We start from the raw sequence: 20,338 nt of genomic DNA on the forward strand, positions 1-20,338 counted from the left end.
ATGAAAAAAACGGCACTTGTGGCGCTGGCTCTGTTTGCCAGCACCGCCTGTCTGGCGGCGACGCCCTGGCAGAAAATTACCCATCCGGTTGCAGGTAGCGCGCAGTCTATCGGCGCGTTTTCCAATGGCTGCATTGTTGGTGCAGATACGCTGCCTGTACAGTCAGAACACTATCAGGTGATGCGCACCGATCAGCGTCGTTACTTTGGTCATCCGGACCTGGTGATGTTTATCCAGCGTCTGAGTAATCAGGCTAATAATCTGGGGCTGGGCACGGTGTTAATCGGCGATATGGGCATGCCAGCCGGTGGGCGGTTCAATGGCGGTCACGCCAGCCACCAGACGGGACTGGATGTCGATATTTTCCTGCAACTGCCAAAAACGCGCTGGACCCAGTCGCAACTGCTGCGACCGCAGGCGTTAGATTTGGTCTCACAGGACGGTAAACGTGTCGTGCCGTCACTGTGGAAGCCGGAGATTTTCAGCCTGATAAGGCTGGCGGCAAAAGATAATGAAGTCACGCGTATTTTTGTGAACCCGGCGATTAAGCAGCAACTTTGTCTGGATGCGGGTACCGACAGGGACTGGTTGCGTAAAGTGCGGCCATGGTTCCAGCATCGTGCGCATATGCATGTACGGTTACGTTGTCCTGCCGACAGTCTTGAGTGCGAAGATCAACCGTTACCGCCACCGGGTGACGGCTGTGGCGCGGAGCTGCAAAGCTGGTTCGAACCTCCAAAACCTGGAACCACCAAGCCTGAGAAGAAGACACCGCCCCCGTTGCCGCCTTCCTGCCAGGCGCTACTGGACGAGCATGTACTCTAATGGATCATTTTGCCTCTGTGTTTATGGTGTCGCCACTGCTGTTAGGCGTGCTTTTTTTCGTGGCGATGCTGGCAGGTTTTATTGATTCTCTGGCCGGAGGCGGTGGTTTACTCACCATCCCGGCATTGATGGCGGCCGGCATGCCACCCGCGCAAGCGCTGGCTACCAATAAGTTGCAGGCCTGTGGCGGATCTATCTCTTCTTCCCTCTATTTTATTCGTCGGGGCGTGGTTAACCTGGCGGATCAGAAGCTCAATATCTTCATGACGTTTATCGGGTCAATGAGCGGCGCGCTATTGGTTCAGCACGTGCAGTCAGATATTCTGCGCCAGATCCTGCCGGTTCTGGTTATCTGTATTGGCCTTTACTTTCTGTTAATGCCGAAAGTGGGCGAAGAAGATCGTCAGCGTCGATTGCACGGGTTGCCTTTCGCGCTGGTGGCCGGTGGCTGCGTTGGCTTTTACGATGGCTTTTTTGGTCCGGCGGCGGGATCGTTCTACGCGCTGGCCTTTGTCATGTTATGCGGCTATAACCTGGCGAAATCGACGGCCCACGCCAAAGTATTAAATGCCACATCGAATATCGGTGGGCTGTTGCTGTTTGCCCTCGGCGGCAAAGTGATTTGGGCGACCGGATTTGTGATGCTCATTGGCCAGTTTATTGGCGCACGGATGGGCTCGCGGCTGGTGCTCAGCAAAGGACAAAAACTCATACGGCCAATGATTGTTATTGTCTCCGCCGTGATGAGCGCCAAGCTACTTTATGATAATCATGGACAGGAGATTCTCCACTGGCTGGGGATGAACTAATGAATAATACCCATCACTATGAACAGTTAATTGAGATTTTTAACGGCTGCTTTGCCGATGAATTTAATACCCGTCTGATTAAAGGCGACGACGAACCGATCTATCTTCCTGCTGATGCGGAATTACCGTATCACCGTATCGTTTTTGCGCATGGTTATTATGCCAGCGCGCTACACGAAATCTCACACTGGTGCATCGCCGGTAAGGCCCGTCGTGAGCTGGTCGATTTTGGTTACTGGTACTGCCCTGATGGACGCGATGCGAAGACGCAATGCCAGTTTGAAGATGTGGAAGTGAAGCCGCAGGCGTTTGACTGGCTGTTTTGCATGGCGGCGGGATATCCGTTTAACGTCAGTTGCGACAACCTGGAAGGGGACTTTGAACCGGATCGCGTGGTATTCCAGCGCCGTGTTCATGCCCAGGTGATGGAGTATCTGGATAAGGGCATCCCCGAACGTCCGGCGCGCTTCATTAACGCGTTACAAAATTATTATCACACGCCTGAACTTAAGGCGGAACAATTCCCGTGGCCCGAAGCGCTCAACTGAAGCCGCTACCACGTTTACAATGAGGAAAGAAGATGATCGCGGAGTTTGAATCACGCATTCTGGCATTAATCGACGATATGGTAGAGCACGCCAGCGATGATGAGTTGTTTGCCAGTGGCTATTTGCGTGGGCACCTGACGCTGGCCGTGGCTGAACTGGACGCTGGCGAGGACCATTCCGCTGAGGCATTGTACGCCAATGTGACCAGCAGCCTGGCAAAAGCCATCAGCGCAGGCGAACTCTCGCCGCGTGACCAGGCGTTAGTGAAAGAGATGTGGGACATGTTGTTCCAGAAGGCGACAAAACAATAATTGCAGTGGATTGTGCCGGATGGCGACGCTAAGGCGTCTTATCCGGCCTACAAGGACGGGAGTTGTAGGCCTGATAAGCGCAGTGCATCAGGCAATGATGAGAGGGTATCTTATTTCACCGCTTTTCCCTTCAATAACTTCCTGACCCACAACCGATTCGGATTCAACGCCGCCAGCGTGCTGGCATCCATAGGGATAGGTTCATCGCTCATTTGTGATGCCAGAATTTCTGCACATAGCGGGGCAGTACACAACCCGCGCGAGCCCAGCGCGCCCAGCATAAACAAATCGGAATACACCGGGGCGTTTACGGCGTGCGCTTTGTCTTCGGCAAGAGTGGCATACTGGCTGAGCGTGGCGTCATAGTCCGCGACGTTGCCGACCATCGGCATGTGATCGCGCGTGGCGCAGCGCACTCCACAGCGGGCGGCATTGCCACTAACGTCCACCTCTTTTGCCCACGCAGCGTTAGGCAAGCAGTCGATTAAGCGCTGACGATTTTGCTGCTGATCGTCCTCGCGATATGCGGTTTCCTCGCTCCCTCGATGATAGCTGGCGCCAATGCAGTGCTGCTGATTTTGCGGGTTATGCGGCGTGAGGTAGCCGTCATAGCACAGCACCTGACGCAACGCTGAAAGCGCAGGCGTGGTGGGAATATGACTCACCTGACCGCCCACGGAGTACACCGGGAGCGACTGCGTCTGCTCAATGCTGTTAATTCGATGACCGTTAGCCAGAACGACAGCTGCGTGAGTGGCGGTTTCACCACTGGCAAACTGCAATTGCCAGCTTGCCGTGTGGCGTGTCAGTGAGGTCAGCGTATGTTGATAGCGGGTGCGTAATCCCAGCGTTGCGGCATAGTCCAGTACGGCGGCGGTTAACTGCGCCGGGTATAACCATCCTCCGCTCGGATACTGAATCCCGCCGCATCCGGTTTCCACGCCTGTCGTTTGTAAAACCTGCTGAGCGTCAACCCCGATGGCGAGCGCATCGGGCAGTTCAAGGGACAGCATCTGCGCGATTTTTTGCTGGCTTTTCTCATCCCATGCCAGTTGCGTCACGCCGCACCAGTCATGCGCGAACTCAACGGGGAGGGCGTCATACAGTCGACGGGCGAAGGTAAACGCGGTGGGGAAAAACAGATTAATGGCCGCGTCATGCTTGCTGAGTAGCGGATAGAGCGCGCCCTGGCGATTGCCGGATGCGCCCCCGGCGGGTTTTTCGTCTGCGCAATACAGCGTGACCTGCCAGCCACGGCGCAGTAACGCCAGAGACAACAATGCGCTGGCAATCCCCCCGCCAATAATGGCGGCTTCACGTTTATCTGTTCCCGTACGTGCAAACCATGGCGCTGAGGAAGGGAGCGCCTGAGTCTGTTCCATTACGCCACAGAGCATTTCGCGCTTGCGGCCAAAGCCTTTGCATTTTTGCATTGTAAACCCGGCTTCCTGCAACCCCCGACGTACAAAGCCTGCCGATGTGAAGGTCGCTAATGTACCGCCGGGACGAGCCAGTCGGGCCATCGCGTTAAAGAGTGTTGGCGTCCACATATCCGGGTTTTTTGCCGGCGCGAAACCGTCCAGGAACCAGGCGTCCACCTTTTGATTAAGAGAATCATCCAGTTTGCAGGTCAGCTCGTTAATATCGCCAAACCACAGGTCCAGTGTGACACGCCCTTCATCAAGCAGCAGACGATGACATCCCGCCAGCGGCAGAGGCCATTGCTCTTGCAGCGCCGAGGCCCACGGCGCAAGTTCTGACCAGTGCTGATGGGCTAAAGTAAGATCTTCACGCGTTAGCGGATATTTTTCGAAACTGATGAAATGTAATCTTTCCAGGGTAGCGTCAGGGTGAGTATCGCGAAACTCGGAAAATGCCTGCCAGAGCGTGAGGAAGTTAAGTCCGGTGCCAAACCCACTTTCTGCTACCACGAAGAGGGGGCGTGAATGTGAAGGGAATCGCTGTGCGAGATGGTTACCGCCGAGAAAGACGTAACGTGTCTCCTCCAGCCCGTTATCATTAGAAAAATAGACATCGTCAAAATCTCGGGAAACAGGTGTACCCTCAGAGTTGAATTCAAGGTTGGCAGGTTGTATAGCGTATTGTTTCACGTAAGTTACTCGTCTGGCAGGCTGTGCCCCGATCTTAGCGATGAGTGCCTGGCTGCGCAAATTTCCACATAAATTGGCTGATCGGACTTGTTCGGCGTACAAGTGTACGCTATTGTGCCACTCGAAACTTTAAAATAGTGCGACTTACAGAGGTATTGAATGAAACGTGCAGTGATTACTGGCTTGGGCATCGTTTCCAGCATCGGTAATAACCAGCAGGAAGTCCTGGCATCTCTGCGTGAAGGACGTTCAGGGATCACTTTCTCTCAGGAGCTGAAGGACTCCGGCATGCGTAGCCACGTTTGGGGCAACGTAAAACTGGATACCACTGGCCTCATTGACCGCAAAGTAGTGCGCTTCATGAGCGACGCATCCATTTATGCATTCCTTTCAATGGAGCAGGCTGTGGCTGATGCTGGCCTTGCTGCAGAAGATTACCAGAATAATCCGCGCGTTGGCCTGATTGCAGGTTCCGGCGGCGGCTCCCCACGTTTTCAGGTATTCGGCGCTGACGCAATGCGTAGCCCGCGTGGCCTGAAAGCGGTTGGCCCGTATGTGGTCACCAAAGCGATGGCGTCCGGCGTTTCAGCCTGCCTCGCAACGCCGTTCAAAATCCACGGCGTAAACTACTCCATCAGCTCTGCCTGTGCGACATCTGCGCACTGCATCGGCAATGCGGTAGAACAAATTCAATTGGGCAAACAAGACATCGTTTTTGCTGGCGGCGGCGAAGAGCTGTGCTGGGAAATGGCGTGTGAATTCGACGCAATGGGCGCGCTGTCTACCAAATATAACGACGATCCATCCAAAGCTTCCCGTACCTATGACGCAAACCGTGATGGTTTCGTTATTGCAGGCGGCGGCGGTATGGTTGTCGTCGAAGAACTGGAACATGCTCTGGCCCGTGGCGCGCATATCTATGCGGAAATCGTCGGTTACGGCGCAACGTCCGATGGTGCTGACATGGTTGCTCCGTCTGGCGAAGGCGCAGTACGTTGCATGCAGATGGCGATGCACGGCGTAGACACGCCGATCGACTACCTGAACTCCCACGGTACCTCTACTCCGGTAGGCGACGTGAAAGAGCTTGGCGCAATTCGTGAAGTGTTTGGCGACAACAGCCCGGCAATCTCTGCGACCAAAGCGATGACTGGTCACTCCCTGGGCGCGGCTGGCGTACAGGAAGCTATCTACTCTCTGCTGATGCTGGAACACGGCTTTATCGCGCCAAGCATCAACATTGAAGAGCTGGATGAGCAGGCGGCAGGTCTGAACATCGTGACCAAACCGACCGAGCAGGCGCTGACCACCGTGATGTCCAACAGCTTCGGCTTTGGCGGCACCAACGCAACGCTGGTCATGCGTAAGCTGTAAGTGTAAGTCTACAAAATGAGATGCAAAGGGGAGCCTAATGGCTCCCTTTTTTATTTTTTCATCTTTTCGTACTCCGGTGCGATCTCCGCAGACCATGCCCTGGCTTGCGCAATATTACCGGCGCTGTAGATTGGCTGTTCAAATTGATTGCCCAGATCCCGCACACGATAAATTTTCCAGCGACCCTCTTCCCAACGGGTATACACTTCCAACTGCATGGGCGCTTCGCCTGTCGGTCCACCTAATTGTACTTCCACCTTTTCGCCACCGAGAAAGGGCTGGGCCGCCCCAACCCGTAACAGTGGGATCCATTCAGGGGCGTAATCCTGCACGTACATAAAGTAGTCAGAATCCATTATTTCCTGCTCGTAAAGACTGTCAATCAGCGCCAGACGGTCGATAACGTCTTTCGCCACATAAAGTTGCATGAGTGCGGACGTATCCCGATCTTGTGTGTAGGCGGACATCCACGCGAGATAGAACTGTTTTACATCTTGTGTGCTGTCCCGATGAGGCGCAGAGCAGCCGCAAAGCACCAGGATGAGAGCAATAAGCGAAAATGCTTTCATTTCCGTGTCCCTAAAATATTCTGGCGAAACTGATCGTTGAGTGTCTTCCTGATTGACAACTTTTTCCTCATTGTTTGTGCTTTTCTTAGAGAGAATAACCATTTGTTTTGTGTGGTGTTCAGTGATTTCAAGGTTGACAAGTTTAGCCCCTCGCAGGCAGACTCCAGCTTCAACATTATCCTCTTGATAATGCGTAAGCGTTTAACGTTATCCAACGCACCTTAATCCTGATAGTCAGGTAGAGGGGGCGTGGGCATTCCTCGCCTTACTCTGCATTTTGGAGTAACGCATGACAGCTGTAACTCAACAAGAAAAAACACCTTCGGCGAACTTTTCGCTGTTTCGCATCGCTTTTGCGGTTTTCCTGACCTATATGACGGTCGGTTTACCTTTGCCCGTCATTCCTCTGTTTGTGCACCAGGAGCTCGGCTATGGCAATACCATGGTCGGTATCGCCGTAGGCGTACAGTTTCTGGCAACGGTATTAACGCGCGGCTACGCCGGGCGCCTGGCCGATCAATATGGCGCTAAACGTTCGGCGCTACAGGGGATGTTTGCCTGTGGGCTGGCGGGCGCGGCGTGGCTTTTAGCCGCGCTATTGCCTGTTTCTGTCCCCGTAAAATTTGCGTTGTTAATCGTCGGTCGTTTGATCCTCGGTTTTGGCGAAAGCCAGTTGCTCACCGGGACGCTGACCTGGGGACTTGGGCTGGTCGGGCCAACACGTTCGGGTAAGGTGATGTCGTGGAACGGGATGGCGATTTACGGTGCGCTGGCTGCCGGTGCGCCGTTGGGCCTGTTGATCCACAGCCACTTTGGTTTTGCGGCGCTGGCGGGGACGACGATGGTTTTACCGCTGCTGGCATGGGTATTCAATGGCACCGTGCGCAAAGTGCCTGCTCATGCAGGAGAACGTCCTTCGTTATGGAGCGTGGTAGGGCTTATCTGGAAACCGGGCCTGGGCCTGGCGCTGCAGGGCGTTGGCTTTGCGGTGATCGGTACGTTTATTTCACTCTATTTTGTCAGCAACGGCTGGACGATGGCGGGGTTCACCCTGACCGCGTTTGGTGGGGCGTTTGTGCTGATGCGCATTCTGTTTGGCTGGATGCCGGACCGGTTCGGCGGCGTGAAGGTCGCCGTTGTCTCCTTGCTGGTGGAAACCGCAGGACTGATTCTGCTGTGGCAGGCCCCATCGGCCTGGATTGCGCTGCTCGGGGCGGCATTAACCGGGGCCGGGTGTTCGCTTATCTTCCCGGCATTGGGCGTCGAGGTCGTGAAGCGAGTGCCCGCGCAGGTTCGCGGTACAGCGCTGGGCGGTTATGCCGCGTTTCAGGATATCTCCTACGGCATAAGTGGTCCGATCGCCGGGGTGCTGGCCACCGCATACGGTTATCCCTCGGTATTCCTTGCCGGGGCGATATCCGCCGTGGTGGGCATTATTGTAACGCTGCTAACGCTGCGTAAAGGTTAAGCGACCAGCCAGAAAATGGCTAACGCAATCATCAACGCAATAAACAGCAGTCCCGGTCGTGCCGACAGAGATTTAACCGTTTCAATCATCGGCGCGAACGGGCTGTAAATGGGCTGCAGATGACGCGGATCGCTGAGCTCGCGTTCTCGTTCCACGCGGCGCAGGAAGATTTGATTCAGCAAGTCCTGCACCTGCACCGTGGTCAGAATCGTTTGTGGTTGGATCTGATACGTCTGCTGCGCGTACTCTTTTATTGCCGTCAGCTCATTCGGCTCTAATGGCAGCTTTAGCGCCGCCTGGAGCGTTTGCAGTGTTGGGGCGCTTTGCAGGCTGAGCGTCTGGCGCGCCTGCAGCCAGGTGACCAGATGCGTAAATTGTTTGGCGGGGATCAGCTCTCCGCTTTTTACGCCAGACAGCTCCAGCATCGACTGCCAGATCATCTTCCCGGATTCTCCCGTGGCCGCCGCCAGTTTGGTAACCAACTGGTTCAGCGTATTGTGCTCAGCGGGGAGCAACGGACGATCGGTGGCCGGGCGCTGCTGCGGTTGCGGTATCGAAAGTTGCCCTTGCTGCAGCAGCGTGAGCACGTTCTTCAACTGCTCAGGCGTGAGCTGGCTAAGCGCCGTTTGCCCATACTGCTGACGGATAAAATCACTTACCGCCTGGCGGTTATTTCCCTGACTCAGTAATTCAGTGAGCTGCGACAGCACCTGACGATTAGCATGATTTTGCTGAGCAACCCCCAGCCGTTGGTTAAGGTTTTGCTCAGCGGCAGGAAAGTGACGTGACTGCAACGGCGTATCACTTTTAACGCCCAGATCGTGCTTCATTCCGGCCCACACCTCGGCGCTTTGCTGTTGGGTGAGTGAAATCAGACGGGTAATCAGTCGCTCCAGCACGGTACGTTGTTGTGTGGATAACGGTTGTTCACCCGCCGCGGAAGGGGCATTTTGGCCTTCGCCGGGAGGGCGAGCGGGCGTACCTGAAATGGGCTGCATCATCTCTGTTCCTTAAATCTGTGCTGACCAGGTCTCGCAGTATGCCTGGCGGCGAGATTATGGCACACTTGCCCGGTTAACTCTCGTTCTCAAACAGGTGCGAAAGACGTGAAAATCCTCGTTGATGAAAATATGCCCTATGCCCGCGAACTGTTCAGTCGTTTGGGGGAGGTAAAAGCGGTTCCCGGTCGCCCGATTCCCGTTGCCGAACTGGATGATGCAGATGCCTTAATGGTGCGCTCGGTGACGAAAGTAAATGAATCACTGCTTAGCGGAAAACCGGTTAAATTTGTCGGTACGGCAACCGCAGGCACGGACCATGTGGATGAAGCCTGGCTTGCGCAGTCGAAGATCGGTTTTTCCGCCGCCCCCGGCTGTAACGCGATTGCGGTCGTGGAATATGTGTTTTCAGCACTGCTGATGCTGGCGGAGCGTGACGGGTTTGCGTTATGCGATCGTACAGTGGGCATCGTGGGCGTGGGTAACGTGGGCGGACGTTTACAGACGCGCCTGGAAGCGCTGGGGATCCGTACGCTGCTGTGCGATCCACCGCGAGCCGATCGCGGTGACGAAGGCAATTTCTGCACGCTGGATGAACTGGTAGAGCAAGCCGATGTGCTGACTTTCCATACGCCGCTGTTCAAAGACGGACCGTACAAGACGTTGCACCTCGCGGATGACGCGCTGATTAGCCGACTGAAGCCGGGCACCATTCTGATCAACGCCTGCCGCGGGCCAGTCATCGACAATACGGCATTGCTGAACCGATTGAATGCAGGTCAGTCGCTGAGCGTCGTACTGGATGTCTGGGAAGGGGAGCCGGATCTCAATGTGGCATTGCTGGAGAAAGCCGATATCGGCACAGCGCACATTGCCGGGTACACCCTGGAAGGAAAAGCGCGTGGCACCACGCAGGTCTTTGAGGCCTATAGCAAGTTTATTGGTCGCGAACAGCACGTGGCGCTGAATACCCTGTTACCGGCGCCTGAATTTGGTCGTATCACTCTGCATGGCCCGTTAGATCAGCCAACGCTGAAAAGGCTGGCGCATTTAGTGTATGATGTGCGCCGCGATGATGCGCCGCTGCGTAAAGTCGCTGGAATTCCGGGTGAGTTTGATAAACTGCGTAAAAATTATCTTGAGCGCCGTGAATGGTCGTCTTTATACGTGATGTGTGACGACGCAACGGCTGCGGCCTTGCTGTGTAAGCTGGGTTTTAACGCGGTTCACCACCCGGCACATTAATGTCTTCTTAATGCTCCCTGTCGAATAATACGACAGGGACGCTTACGTATTTCTGGAGTAAATCACCATGTCTGAAGGCTGGAATATTGCCATTCTTGGCGCTACGGGCGCCGTAGGCGAAGCCCTGCTCGATACGCTGGCTGAACGCCAGTTCCCGGTCGGTGAAATTTATGCGCTGGCGCGTAATGAAAGCGCCGGCGAGCATCTGCGTTTTAACGGTAAATCGGTCATTGTGCAGGACGTTGCAGACTTTGACTGGACGCAGGCGCAGTTAGCATTTTTCGTTGCGGGCGCAGAAGCCACCGCCGCATGGGTCGAAGAAGCGACCAATGCCGGTTGTCTGGTTATCGACAGCAGTGGCCTGTTCGCGCTTGAGCCGGACGTTCCGCTGGTGGTTCCGGACGTTAACCCGTTCGTGCTGGCGGATTACCGCAACCGTAATGTGATTGCGGTCCCTGACAGCCTGACCAGCCAACTGCTGTCTGCGCTGAAGCCGCTGATTGATGACGGCGGTCTGTCACGTATTACGGTGACCAATATTATTTCGGCTTCCGCTCACGGTAAAAAAGCCGTCGATGCGTTGGCCGGACAGAGTGCGAAACTGCTTAACGGCATCCCGATTGACGAAGATGATTTCTTTGGCCGTCAGTTGGCGTTCAACATGCTGCCGCTGCTGCCAGATCGCGAAGGTAGCGTGCGGGAAGAGCGTCGTATTGTCGATGAAGTGCGCAAAATTATGCAGGACGACGGACTGCTGATCTCCGCCAGCATCGTGCAGTCGCCCGTGTTTTATGGCCATGCGCAGATGGTGAATTTTGAAGCTCTGCGTCCGCTGGCGGCGGAAGAAGCACGTGATGCGTTTTCACGCGGTGAGGACGTGGTGTTGTCGGAAGAGACTGATTTCCCGACCCAGGTTGGCGATGCCTCGGGCACTCCGCACCTGTCAATTGGCTGTGTGCATAACGATTACGGTATGCCGGAGCAGGTTCAGTTCTGGTCTGTGGCAGACAACGTACGCTTCGGCGGCGCGTTGATGGCGGTGAAAATTGCGGAAAAACTGGTACAGGAGTACCTGTACTAATGTCTGACCAGCAACAGCCTGCAACCCATAAAATTGCGCTGGGTATTGAGTATGACGGCAGCAAATATTATGGCTGGCAGCGCCAGAACGAAGTGCGTAGCGTTCAGGAAAAACTGGAAAAAGCGCTCTCTCAGGTGGCGAATGAGCGTATCAATGTCTTTTGTGCCGGACGCACGGATGCAGGTGTTCATGGCACGGGGCAGGTTGTGCACTTTGAAACGACCGCCCTGCGTAAAGATGCGGCCTGGACACTGGGGGTAAATGCGAATTTACCTGGTGACATCGCTGTACGCTGGGTGAAAGCTGTACCCGATGATTTTCATGCCCGTTTTAGCGCCACGGCTCGCCGTTATCGCTACATCATCTACAATCATCGGTTGCGCCCTGCGGTTTTGGGTAAAGGGGTAACCCATTACTATGAACCGCTGGACGCTGAGCGTATGCATCGTGCTGCCCAGTGTCTGATTGGCGAAAATGATTTTACCTCGTTTCGGGCGGTGCAGTGTCAGTCGCGCACACCGTGGCGCAACGTGATGCACATTAACGTCGAACGTTTCGGTGCATATGTGGTGGTGGATATTAAAGCGAATGCCTTTGTACATCATATGGTCAGGAATATTGTCGGCAGCCTGATGGAAGTAGGCGCCCACAACCAGCCGGAGAGCTGGATAGCAGAACTGTTAGCGGCGAAGGACAGAACGCTGGCAGCGGCAACGGCGAAAGCGGAAGGGCTGTATCTGGTTGCGGTAGATTACCCGGAACGGTTCGACCTGCCAAAACCGCCTATGGGCCCGCTATTTCTGGCGGACTAATTTGAGTCGTATAAAGGCAAAACTATGGACCTGATTTACTTTCTTATCGATTTTATCTTGCACATTGATGTGCATCTGGCGGAGCTGGTTGCGGAATACGGTATCTGGGTATACGCGATTCTGTTTCTGATCCTGTTCTGCGAAACCGGACTGGTGGTAACGCCGTTCCTGCCGGGAGACTCGCTGTTGTTTGTCGCTGGTGCGCTTTCTGCGCTGCCAACTAACGATCTCAACGTTCATCTGATGGTGATGTTGATGATTGTGGCGGCGATTATCGGCGATGCGGTGAACTACACGATTGGCCGGTTGTTCGGTGAAAAACTTTTCAGTAACCCGAACTCTAAAATTTTCCGTCGCAGTTACCTGGATAAAACCCATGCGTTCTACGAGCGTCATGGCGGCAAAACGATTATCCTGGCGCGTTTCGTGCCTATCGTGCGTACATTCGCGCCGTTTGTTGCCGGGATGGGGCACATGTCCTACCGTCATTTTGCGATGTATAACGTCGCAGGCGCGCTGCTGTGGGTATTGCTGTTCACCTATGCAGGCTATCTGTTCGGCGATCTGCCGATCGTTCAGGAAAACCTGAAATTACTGATTGTGGCGATTATCGTCCTTTCCGTATTGCCGGGCGTAATTGAAGTGATTCGCCATAAACGTGCTGCGTCACGGGCTGCAAAATAGAAAGTAACTCAGCGGTTCGACCACTTTTTTATCCAAAGTTTCGGGCTGTTATGTTTTAATGTGCAACATTCATGGTCTGTTAGGGGCAAAAATGGCATTATGCGCCCCTTATAACAAAGCTGACTAGGGTTCAGGCAGAAAGGTCACCAATGAGCTGGATTGAACGAATTAAAAGCAACATTACTCCCACCCGCAAGGCAAGCATTCCTGAAGGGGTGTGGACCAAGTGTGATAGCTGCGGTCAGGTTTTATACCGTGCTGAGCTGGAACGTAATCTTGAGGTCTGTCCGAAGTGTGACCATCATATGCGCATGTCGGCGCGCAATCGCCTGCATAGCCTGTTAGATGAAGGTTCTCTTGTGGAACTGGGTAGCGAGCTTGAGCCGAAAGACGTGCTGAAGTTTCGTGACTCCAAAAAATACAAAGACAGACTGGCTTCTGCGCAGAAAGAAACCGGTGAGAAAGATGCGCTGGTGGTGATGAAAGGCACGCTCCACGGTATGCCGGTCGTTGCTGCTGCATTCGAGTTCGCGTTTATGGGCGGCTCCATGGGCTCTGTGGTCGGTGCGCGTTTTGTCCGCGCCGTTGAGCAGGCGCTGGAAGATAACTGTCCGCTGATCTGCTTCTCCGCTTCTGGCGGGGCGCGTATGCAGGAAGCGCTGATGTCTCTGATGCAGATGGCGAAAACCTCTGCCGCGCTGGCGAAAATGCAGGAACGCGGTTTACCGTATATTTCTGTACTGACCGATCCAACGATGGGCGGTGTTTCCGCGAGCTTCGCGATGCTGGGCGATCTCAACATTGCAGAACCGAAAGCACTGATCGGCTTCGCGGGTCCGCGTGTTATCGAGCAAACCGTACGTGAGAAACTGCCACCGGGATTCCAGCGCAGCGAGTTCCTGATTGAAAAAGGCGCTATCGATATGATCGTCCGCCGTCCGGAAATGCGCCTGAAACTGGCAAGCATTCTGGCGAAGCTGATGAATCTGCCTGCGCCGAATCCGGATGAGCCGCGTGAAGGCGAGGTGGTACCTCCGGTTCCCGAGCAGGAACCAGAGGCCTGATAGTTTACTCTATGGGTTTCGGGTTGCAGGCAGGCGATAAAAGCGTTGATCCCGATGAGCTTACACCGGTAAGTGATTCGGGAGAGCGAGTACAGCCAACGCATCTGCAACGTGAAAAACGACGTGTAAAAAAGGGCAGGCCGGTTGGCGCTGCCCTTTTGCTTTCCTCAACGTAAAGAATCTACAGCCATCATGGACAATAAACGTATTCCTCAAGCCGCGTCGCCCCTGGCATCGTGGCTTTCTTATCTGGAAAACCTGCACAGTAAAACCATCGATCTTGGCCTTGAACGCGTCAGTCAGGTGGCGCGCAAACTCGGTGTGTTGAAACCCGCGCCATTTGTTTTTACAGTGGCGGGAACCAACGGGAAAGGCACAACCTGCCGTACGCTGGAATCTGTGCTGACCGCAGCAGGTTATAAAGTTGGCGTTTACAGTTCACCCCATCTGGTGCGCTACACGGAACGCGTGCGCGTGCAGGGACGTGAACTGCCGGAATCCGCGCATACCGCCTCATTTGCTGAGATTGAAGACGCGCGTGGCGACATTTCTCTGACCTACTTTGAATACGGTACGTTATCAGCGCTCTGGCTGTTTAAACAGGCTCAACTGGATGTCGTCATTCTGGAAGTGGGGTTAGGCGGCCGCCTTGATGCGACCAATATCGTTGATGCCGATGTCGCTGTGGTGACCAGCATTGCACTTGACCATACTGACTGGCTGGGCCCGGATCGCGAAAGCATCGGTCGTGAGAAGGCGGGAATTTTCCGCGCAGAGAAACCGGCTATCGTCGGCGAACCGGAAATGCCTTACACCATCGCCGATGTCGCGCAAGAGAGCGGGGCGATTTTGCAACGCTGCGGCGTGGACTGGCGCTATGCGGTCACGGAGAATGACTGGTCGTTTACGGACGCTCATGGAACGTTGTCGCACCTGCCGTTGCCGCAGGTTCCACAACCTAACGCCGCTACCGCACTGGCCGCGCTTCGCGCAAGCGGGCTTAACGTCAGCGAGCAGGCGATTCGTGAGGGTATCGAAAAAGCGATTTTACCGGGGCGTTTTCAGATTGTGAGCGAGTCGCCGCGGGTGATTTTTGATGTCGCCCATAACCCGCATGCGGCGGAGTATTTGACCGGACGTCTGAAAAAGTTAGTGAAAAGCGGGCGTGTACTTGCGGTTATCGGTATGCTACATGATAAAGATATTGCCGGTACGTTAGCCTGGTTAAAAAGCGTGGTTGACGCCTGGTACTGTGCGCCCCTGGAAGGGCCGCGTGGTGCAACGGCAGAACAACTGCTGGAGCACCTGGGCAAAGGCAACGCCTATGACAGCGTGGCGCAGGCATGGTCTGCAGCACTCGCTGAGGCGAAGCCAGAAGATACCGTGTTGGTGTGTGGATCGTTTCACACTGTCGCACATGTCATGGAAGTGATAGACGTGGGGAGAAGCGGTGGCGAGTAAGTTTCAGAATCGATTAGTCGGCACAATTGTGCTGGTCGCGCTGGGGGTGATTGTGCTCCCCGGGCTGCTTGACGGGCAGAAAAAGCATTATCAGGATGAGTTTGCGGCGATCCCTCTGGTGCCGAAGCCCGGCGATCGCGATGAACCAGACATGATGCCTGCGGCAACGCAGGCGCTGCCGACCCAGCCGCCGGAAGGGGCGGCAGAAGAGGTGCGGGCGGGTGATGCTGCCGCGCCATCGTTGGATCCGTCACGTTTGACGACGGCAAACAGCGCGGAGTTAGATCCTGTCCCTGCGCCCGTAGAGCAGCCGAAGCCCAAACCGAAGCCGCAGCCTGTTGCCGTCGCTCCGACGCCTGCACCGACCCCAGCGCCTAAACCGGCTGTTGAGGAACCGCCAGCGCCGACTGGTAAAGCGTACGTTGTACAGCTTGGTGCGCTGAAAAATGCGGATAAGGTCAATGAGATCGTGGGTAAACTTCGTGGCGCGGGCTTCCGGGTATATACTTCCCCGTCGACGCCGGTGCAGGGTAAAATAACCCGTATTCTCGTAGGGCCTGACGCCTCCAAAGATAAGCTAAAGAACTCGCTGGGCGAGCTGCAGAAGATCTCTGGTCTGAGTGGCGTCGTGATGGGGTACACCCCTAATTAAGGGATTGCGCTGTTCTCGGCGCTGCTCTTATTCAGGCCGGATAGGGTGTTTTCACCGCTATCCGGCACTGCCCGAAGAGGCATAAAAAGGTATGGCGTTGAAGATTTTTTCAGCGCCATTTTTATTTACGCGTGGAAAGGAAATCCCTACGCAAACGTTTTCTTTTTCTGTTAGAATGCGCCCCGAACAGGACGACAGGGCGTTAAATCGTGGGACACTTATGGTCTGGATTGATTACGCCATTATCGCGGTGATTGGTTTTTCCTGTCTGGTTAGCCTGATCCGTGGCTTTGTTCGTGAAGCATTATCGTTGGTGACTTGGGGTTGTGCTTTCTTTGTCGCCAGCCATTACTACACTTACCTGTCTGTCTGGTTTACGGGCTTTGAAGACGAACTGGTTCGAAATGGGATTGCTATCGCGATACTGTTTATCGCGACACTTATCGTCGGCGCTATCGTTAACTTTGTGATAGGCCAACTGGTAGAGAAAACAGGCTTGTCGGGTACCGACAGGGTGTTGGGGATCTGCTTTGGTGCTCTGCGAGGAGCGCTGATCGTCGCCGCCATACTGTTCTTTCTCGATACCTTTACCGGTCTGTCGAAAAGTGAAGACTGGAGTAAGTCGCAGCTGATCCCGCAGTTCAGTTTCATCATCAGATGGTTCTTTGACTATCTGCAAAGCTCGTCAAGTTTCTTGCCCAAAGTATAAACTTTGGGTTGTTGCTGAACGAGGAAAAGACGTATGTGCGGTATTGTCGGTATCGCCGGTGTTATGCCGGTAAACCAGTCGATTTATGACGCGTTAACGGTGCTCCAGCATCGTGGTCAGGATGCCGCAGGCATCATCACCATTGATGCCAATAACTGCTTCCGCTTGCGTAAAGCAAACGGAATGGTGAGCGATATTTTTGAAGCTCGCCATATGCAGCGTTTGCAGGGCAATATGGGCATCGGTCATGTGCGTTACCCAACGGCTGGCAGCTCCAGCGCCTCCGAAGCTCAACCTTTTTACGTCAACTCACCGTATGGCATCACGCTTGCCCATAATGGCAACCTGACCAACGCGCATGAGCTACGTAAAAAGCTGTTCGAAGAAAAGCGCCGCCACATCAATACCACTTCAGATTCTGAAATTCTGCTGAATATTTTCGCCAGCGAGCTGGATAACTTCCGCCACTATCCGCTGGAAGCCGACAATATTTTTGCTGCTATTGCCGCAACCAACCGCCAGATCCGCGGCGCCTATGCCTGCGTGGCGATGATTATCGGCCACGGTATGGTTGCCTTCCGCGATCCTAACGGTATCCGCCCGTTGGTATTGGGTAAACGCGATATCGGCGATGGTCGTACCGAGTACATGGTGGCGTCCGAGAGCGTAGCGCTGGATACGCTGGGCTTTGAATTCCTGCGCGACGTAGCACCCGGCGAAGCGGTGTATATCACCGAAAAAGGTCAGCTGTTTACCCGCCAGTGTGCCGATAACCCGGTCAGCAATCCGTGCCTGTTTGAATATGTTTACTTCGCACGTCCTGACTCCTTTATCGACAAGATTTCCGTCTACAGTGCCCGCGTAAACATGGGTACTAAGCTTGGCGAAAAAATTGCTCGTGAGTGGGAAGATCTGGACATTGACGTGGTGATCCCGATTCCGGAAACCTCCTGTGATATCGCGCTGGAAATTGCTCGTATCCTCGGTAAGCCGTACCGTCAGGGATTTGTGAAAAACCGCTACGTGGGACGTACCTTTATCATGCCGGGCCAGCAGCTGCGCCGTAAATCCGTGCGCCGTAAGCTGAACGCCAACCGTGCGGAGTTCCGTGATAAGAACGTGCTGCTGGTGGATGACTCTATCGTACGTGGCACCACCTCAGAACAGATTATCGAGATGGCGCGTGAAGCCGGAGCGAAGAAGGTGTATCTGGCTTCTGCTGCCCCGGAAATTCGCTTCCCGAACGTTTATGGTATCGATATGCCGACGGCGACCGAGCTGATTGCTCATGGTCGCGAAGTCGACGAGATTCGCCAGATAATCGGCGCAGACGGGCTCATCTTCCAGGATCTGAACGATCTGATTGAAGCGGTCCGCGCGGAAAACCCGGATATTCAGCAGTTTGAATGTTCAGTGTTTAACGGCGTGTACGTTACTAAAGACGTCGACCAGCAATATCTCGATTTCCTCGACTCCCTGCGTAATGACGATGCCAAAGCGGTGTTGCGTCAGAACGAAGCGGAAAACCTTGAGATGCACAACGAAGGTTAAAACTGGACATGCCGGATGGCGACGCATTGCGTCTTATCCGGTCTACAGTCCATCATCGTTGTAAGCCGGATAAGGCGTAGCCTCCATCCGGCTTTTTTATGGCTACACCTCGTCGACCCAAATTCGCATTTCGCCTTCGCCGCGGTTGGCCCAGCTAAACCACGGGATAAAGGTCAGCGTCTGCTTCTCAACCGCCGTCTGGCGATTATCAAAGCTGTATAGCGGCTTATCCTCATGCGCGGTCAACACGCGTACGCCTTCCGCCTGTAGCAGCACTTTCCCTTTCAGCAAGCCCACGCCCTGAATCTCACGAAACGCGCTCGCCTTCGGTAGCGACAGGTTGTGCAGTTGTGCGTCGTTATCCGCCTCTTCCAGACAGTAGACCAGAGGCCCACGCTGAATCGCCACTTTACCCGCCGCATGGCGCACCAGCGGATTGGCATACACGCGACGAACGGGCATCGGCAGATTTAGGGTAATGATGTCTCCTTCCTGCCACTGGCGATGCAGGTGCAGATAACCTTTCACCATTTTGCCCTGAGCCGCTTCGCCGTTTACCTGCACCATTGGTGCCGCGCACCACTCTGGCAGGCGCAGCGCCAGCGTGTGCTCGACTACCTGCGGCTGGTTAAAGCGAATCGAGACCTGCTCGTCCCACGGATAGTTACCCTCAATCTTGAGCGCCAGCGTCTGAGCGTCAACCGTAAACTGCGCCTCGCTACCGGCATAGAAGTTAATAAACAGCGCGTCCGGGCGTGGGGTAAAAATATAGTGACCAATGGCGACCAGCGTACGGGCGATGTTTGGTGGGCAGCAGGCGCAGCCGAACCAGCGTTGGCGCACGGGCTTAATGTGGTCGTAAATATGGTTATGCGGAATACTTTTGGGTTGCGTTTCCAGCGGGTTCACATAGAAGAAATGTTTGCCGTCCAGCGCCATCCCACCCAGCACCGTGTTGTAAAACGCGCGTTCCATGACATCGGCATAGTGCGCGTCGCCTTCCATTTCCAGCATGCGGCGGGCAAACATCATCAGGCCGATGGAGGCGCAGCTTTCTCCATAGGCGGTATCATTCGGTAAATCGTAATCGCTGGTGAAGGCCTCGCCGATCCCTTGCGAGCCAATACCGCCGGTGATGTACATTCGGCGCTGCACCATGTTATTCCAGATGCGCAAGCAGGTCTGGCGCTTTTCTTCGTCGTTCGTCATGCGGGCGATATGCGCCAGCCCGGTCATCAGATACACCGAACGTACCGCATGGCCGACGGCTTCGCTCTGTTGCGCCAGCGGTTTGTGGGCGTGGGTATAGGCTTTATCTTTGACCATCCATGCCTCGCCCCAGTTATCCCAGTGCCAGGTGCCCCCGCGCTGAGCAAACTCAATATCGTAATAGTACGGTTGCTGGCCGCGCTCTTCGAGAAAGAAGCGTGCCAGCGCCTGATAGCGTGGTTCCTGTGTGACTTCATACAGGCGCATCAGCGCCAGCTCAATTTCCGGATGACCTGGATAGCCGCGCAGCTGGCCTTCGTTTGGACCGAAAACGGTGTCGATGTGGTCGGCGAAGCGGCAGGCTATCTCCAGCAGCCGACGCTTGCCGGTGGCGTTAAAAAAGGCCACTGCGGCTTCAAACAGATGCCCGGCGCAGTACATCTCATGGCATTCCGCAACGTTGGTCCAGCGCAGCCCCGGCTCTTTAACGGTGTACCAGGTGTTGAGATAACCATCTTCACACTGCGCTTTTGCCAGCAGCTCGATGACCTCATCGGCGGTCTTCTCAAGCTGTGCGTCCGGCTTTTGACTGAGTGACCAGGCCACGGCTTCCAGCCATTTAGTCACATCGCTATCCTGAAATACCATGCCATAAAACTCACCGTGCTCAAGTCCGGCGGCAATGCGGTAGTTCATCAGCGCGTGGCTTGGCTCCGCTTCAGGGATCTCGTCGTTCAGCGCTTGCCATTGATAGGGGATAACCACGTCGCGGATCAGACGCTGGTACTCTCCTAAAAACGGGTCGGTGATGGTGATGTTATTCAGGTCGGCTTCAATCACATCAGACTGCATCATGT

At 54.8% G+C, this 20,338-nt stretch carries 19 protein-coding genes; 15 read left to right on the forward strand and 4 right to left on the reverse strand.

The window, feature by feature from the left end:
• The 4 genes from mepA to OGV80_RS21520 are packed head-to-tail and all read left to right on the forward strand — an operon-like array spanning position 1 to position 2,493.
• Positions 1 to 825, forward strand: coding sequence for a penicillin-insensitive murein endopeptidase (gene mepA, locus OGV80_RS21505; RefSeq protein WP_043017080.1), 825 nt, complete (start codon positions 1 to 3; stop codon positions 823 to 825).
• The gene (locus OGV80_RS21510) at positions 825 to 1,634 is read left to right on the forward strand and encodes a sulfite exporter TauE/SafE family protein (RefSeq protein WP_043017079.1); all 810 of its coding nucleotides are present in this window, start codon (positions 825 to 827) and stop codon (positions 1,632 to 1,634) included. Before mepA ends, OGV80_RS21510 begins: the two co-directional genes overlap by 1 nt.
• The gene (locus tag OGV80_RS21515) at positions 1,634 to 2,182 is read left to right on the forward strand and encodes an elongation factor P hydroxylase (protein WP_005129723.1); all 549 of its coding nucleotides are present in this window, start codon (positions 1,634 to 1,636) and stop codon (positions 2,180 to 2,182) included. Before OGV80_RS21510 ends, OGV80_RS21515 begins: the two co-directional genes overlap by 1 nt.
• A gap of 32 nt (positions 2,183 to 2,214) precedes the next feature.
• Positions 2,215 to 2,493, forward strand: a complete 279-nt coding sequence (locus OGV80_RS21520; RefSeq protein ID WP_043017078.1) for a YfcL family protein — start codon at positions 2,215 to 2,217, stop codon at positions 2,491 to 2,493.
• A 110-nt stretch (positions 2,494 to 2,603) separates the two neighbouring features.
• Here OGV80_RS21520 and mnmC read toward each other — a convergent pair whose 3' ends face one another.
• Positions 2,604 to 4,604: a bifunctional tRNA (5-methylaminomethyl-2-thiouridine)(34)-methyltransferase MnmC2/FAD-dependent 5-carboxymethylaminomethyl-2-thiouridine(34) oxidoreductase MnmC1 gene (gene mnmC / locus OGV80_RS21525; protein WP_286515735.1), complete on the reverse strand. Its 2,001-nt coding sequence runs from the start codon at positions 4,602 to 4,604 to the stop codon at positions 2,604 to 2,606.
• A 159-nt stretch (positions 4,605 to 4,763) separates the two neighbouring features.
• On the opposite strand from mnmC, the gene fabB reads away from it, so the two are divergent.
• On the forward strand, positions 4,764 to 5,978 hold the full coding sequence (gene fabB, locus OGV80_RS21530; protein ID WP_003028160.1) for a beta-ketoacyl-ACP synthase I: 1,215 nt from the start codon (positions 4,764 to 4,766) through the stop codon (positions 5,976 to 5,978).
• 50 nt (positions 5,979 to 6,028) lie between these two features.
• On the opposite strand, the gene OGV80_RS21535 is transcribed toward fabB, so the two are convergent.
• Complete coding sequence (locus OGV80_RS21535) at positions 6,029 to 6,547, reverse strand: YqhG/Tai3 family protein (RefSeq protein WP_087052484.1); 519 nt, start codon at positions 6,545 to 6,547, stop codon at positions 6,029 to 6,031.
• A gap of 289 nt (positions 6,548 to 6,836) precedes the next feature.
• Between OGV80_RS21535 and OGV80_RS21540 the strand changes: the two genes are divergently transcribed.
• Entirely contained in the window at positions 6,837 to 8,015 is a 1,179-nt protein-coding gene (locus tag OGV80_RS21540) for an MFS transporter (protein ID WP_286515737.1), read from the forward strand.
• Here the strand turns inward: OGV80_RS21540 and flk are convergent.
• Positions 8,012 to 9,013, reverse strand: a complete 1,002-nt coding sequence (gene flk, locus OGV80_RS21545; RefSeq protein ID WP_043017959.1) for a flagella biosynthesis regulator Flk — start codon at positions 9,011 to 9,013, stop codon at positions 8,012 to 8,014. The two genes, OGV80_RS21540 and flk, sit on opposite strands and share 4 nt — an antisense overlap.
• Before the next feature lie 108 nt (positions 9,014 to 9,121).
• On the opposite strand from flk, the gene pdxB reads away from it, so the two are divergent.
• From pdxB to purF, 9 genes are all read left to right on the forward strand, one after another.
• On the forward strand, positions 9,122 to 10,258 hold the full coding sequence (gene pdxB, locus OGV80_RS21550; protein WP_087052487.1) for a 4-phosphoerythronate dehydrogenase PdxB: 1,137 nt from the start codon (positions 9,122 to 9,124) through the stop codon (positions 10,256 to 10,258).
• Between the two features lie 67 nt (positions 10,259 to 10,325).
• Positions 10,326 to 11,339, forward strand: coding sequence for an aspartate-semialdehyde dehydrogenase (locus tag OGV80_RS21555; RefSeq protein WP_043017075.1), 1,014 nt, complete (start codon positions 10,326 to 10,328; stop codon positions 11,337 to 11,339).
• Positions 11,339 to 12,151 carry a tRNA pseudouridine(38-40) synthase TruA gene (gene truA, locus OGV80_RS21560; protein ID WP_047409760.1) on the forward strand — a complete coding sequence of 271 codons (813 nt, stop codon included), beginning with the start codon at positions 11,339 to 11,341 and terminating at the stop codon, positions 12,149 to 12,151. Before OGV80_RS21555 ends, truA begins: the two co-directional genes overlap by 1 nt.
• Before the next feature lie 24 nt (positions 12,152 to 12,175).
• The gene (locus tag OGV80_RS21565) at positions 12,176 to 12,835 is read left to right on the forward strand and encodes a DedA family protein (protein ID WP_043017073.1); all 660 of its coding nucleotides are present in this window, start codon (positions 12,176 to 12,178) and stop codon (positions 12,833 to 12,835) included.
• Between the two features lie 149 nt (positions 12,836 to 12,984).
• A complete protein-coding gene (accD, locus tag OGV80_RS21570) occupies positions 12,985 to 13,899 on the forward strand; it encodes an acetyl-CoA carboxylase, carboxyltransferase subunit beta (RefSeq protein WP_043017072.1) in 915 nt (304 codons plus the stop codon).
• Positions 13,900 to 14,091: 192 nt separating this feature from the next.
• On the forward strand, positions 14,092 to 15,360 hold the full coding sequence (gene folC / locus OGV80_RS21575) for a bifunctional tetrahydrofolate synthase/dihydrofolate synthase (protein ID WP_043017071.1): 1,269 nt from the start codon (positions 14,092 to 14,094) through the stop codon (positions 15,358 to 15,360).
• Positions 15,350 to 16,012 carry a cell division protein DedD gene (gene dedD / locus OGV80_RS21580; RefSeq protein WP_043017070.1) on the forward strand — a complete coding sequence of 221 codons (663 nt, stop codon included), beginning with the start codon at positions 15,350 to 15,352 and terminating at the stop codon, positions 16,010 to 16,012. Before folC ends, dedD begins: the two co-directional genes overlap by 11 nt.
• Positions 16,013 to 16,232: 220 nt before the next feature.
• A complete protein-coding gene (gene cvpA / locus OGV80_RS21585) occupies positions 16,233 to 16,721 on the forward strand; it encodes a colicin V production protein (protein ID WP_005129678.1) in 489 nt (162 codons plus the stop codon).
• A gap of 33 nt (positions 16,722 to 16,754) precedes the next feature.
• On the forward strand, positions 16,755 to 18,272 hold the full coding sequence (purF, locus tag OGV80_RS21590) for an amidophosphoribosyltransferase (protein WP_016153855.1): 1,518 nt from the start codon (positions 16,755 to 16,757) through the stop codon (positions 18,270 to 18,272).
• Positions 18,273 to 18,374: 102 nt separating this feature from the next.
• Here purF and OGV80_RS21595 read toward each other — a convergent pair whose 3' ends face one another.
• Positions 18,375 to 20,336 carry a glycoside hydrolase family 127 protein gene (locus OGV80_RS21595; RefSeq protein ID WP_087052488.1) on the reverse strand — a complete coding sequence of 654 codons (1,962 nt, stop codon included), beginning with the start codon at positions 20,334 to 20,336 and terminating at the stop codon, positions 18,375 to 18,377.
• Positions 20,337 to 20,338 lie beyond the last annotated feature (2 nt).

The organism is Citrobacter sp. Ce119 (assembly GCF_030334525.1).
GTDB classification, from domain to species: domain Bacteria; phylum Pseudomonadota; class Gammaproteobacteria; order Enterobacterales; family Enterobacteriaceae; genus Citrobacter; species Citrobacter europaeus.

What these genes read in the sequence shown, in the direction of transcription:
- OGV80_RS21540 (WP_286515737.1), top strand. Translation starts at nt 6,837, where the DNA reads ATGACAGCTGTAACTCAACAAGAAAAAACACCTTCGGCGAACTTTTCG.
- purF (WP_016153855.1), top strand. Translation starts at nt 16,755, where the DNA reads ATGTGCGGTATTGTCGGTATCGCCGGTGTTATGCCGGTAAACCAGTCG.
- folC (WP_043017071.1), top strand. Translation starts at nt 14,092, where the DNA reads ATGGACAATAAACGTATTCCTCAAGCCGCGTCGCCCCTGGCATCGTGG.
- truA (WP_047409760.1), top strand. Translation starts at nt 11,339, where the DNA reads ATGTCTGACCAGCAACAGCCTGCAACCCATAAAATTGCGCTGGGTATT.
- accD (WP_043017072.1), top strand. Translation starts at nt 12,985, where the DNA reads ATGAGCTGGATTGAACGAATTAAAAGCAACATTACTCCCACCCGCAAG.
- cvpA (WP_005129678.1), top strand. Translation starts at nt 16,233, where the DNA reads ATGGTCTGGATTGATTACGCCATTATCGCGGTGATTGGTTTTTCCTGT.
- OGV80_RS21515 (WP_005129723.1), top strand. Translation starts at nt 1,634, where the DNA reads ATGAATAATACCCATCACTATGAACAGTTAATTGAGATTTTTAACGGC.
- OGV80_RS21555 (WP_043017075.1), top strand. Translation starts at nt 10,326, where the DNA reads ATGTCTGAAGGCTGGAATATTGCCATTCTTGGCGCTACGGGCGCCGTA.
- OGV80_RS21595 (WP_087052488.1), bottom strand. Translation starts at nt 20,336, where the DNA reads ATGATGCAGTCTGATGTGATTGAAGCCGACCTGAATAACATCACCATC.
- flk (WP_043017959.1), bottom strand. Translation starts at nt 9,013, where the DNA reads ATGCAGCCCATTTCAGGTACGCCCGCTCGCCCTCCCGGCGAAGGCCAA.
- OGV80_RS21535 (WP_087052484.1), bottom strand. Translation starts at nt 6,547, where the DNA reads ATGAAAGCATTTTCGCTTATTGCTCTCATCCTGGTGCTTTGCGGCTGC.
- fabB (WP_003028160.1), top strand. Translation starts at nt 4,764, where the DNA reads ATGAAACGTGCAGTGATTACTGGCTTGGGCATCGTTTCCAGCATCGGT.
- OGV80_RS21520 (WP_043017078.1), top strand. Translation starts at nt 2,215, where the DNA reads ATGATCGCGGAGTTTGAATCACGCATTCTGGCATTAATCGACGATATG.
- mepA (WP_043017080.1), top strand. Translation starts at nt 1, where the DNA reads ATGAAAAAAACGGCACTTGTGGCGCTGGCTCTGTTTGCCAGCACCGCC.
- OGV80_RS21510 (WP_043017079.1), top strand. Translation starts at nt 825, where the DNA reads ATGGATCATTTTGCCTCTGTGTTTATGGTGTCGCCACTGCTGTTAGGC.
- OGV80_RS21565 (WP_043017073.1), top strand. Translation starts at nt 12,176, where the DNA reads ATGGACCTGATTTACTTTCTTATCGATTTTATCTTGCACATTGATGTG.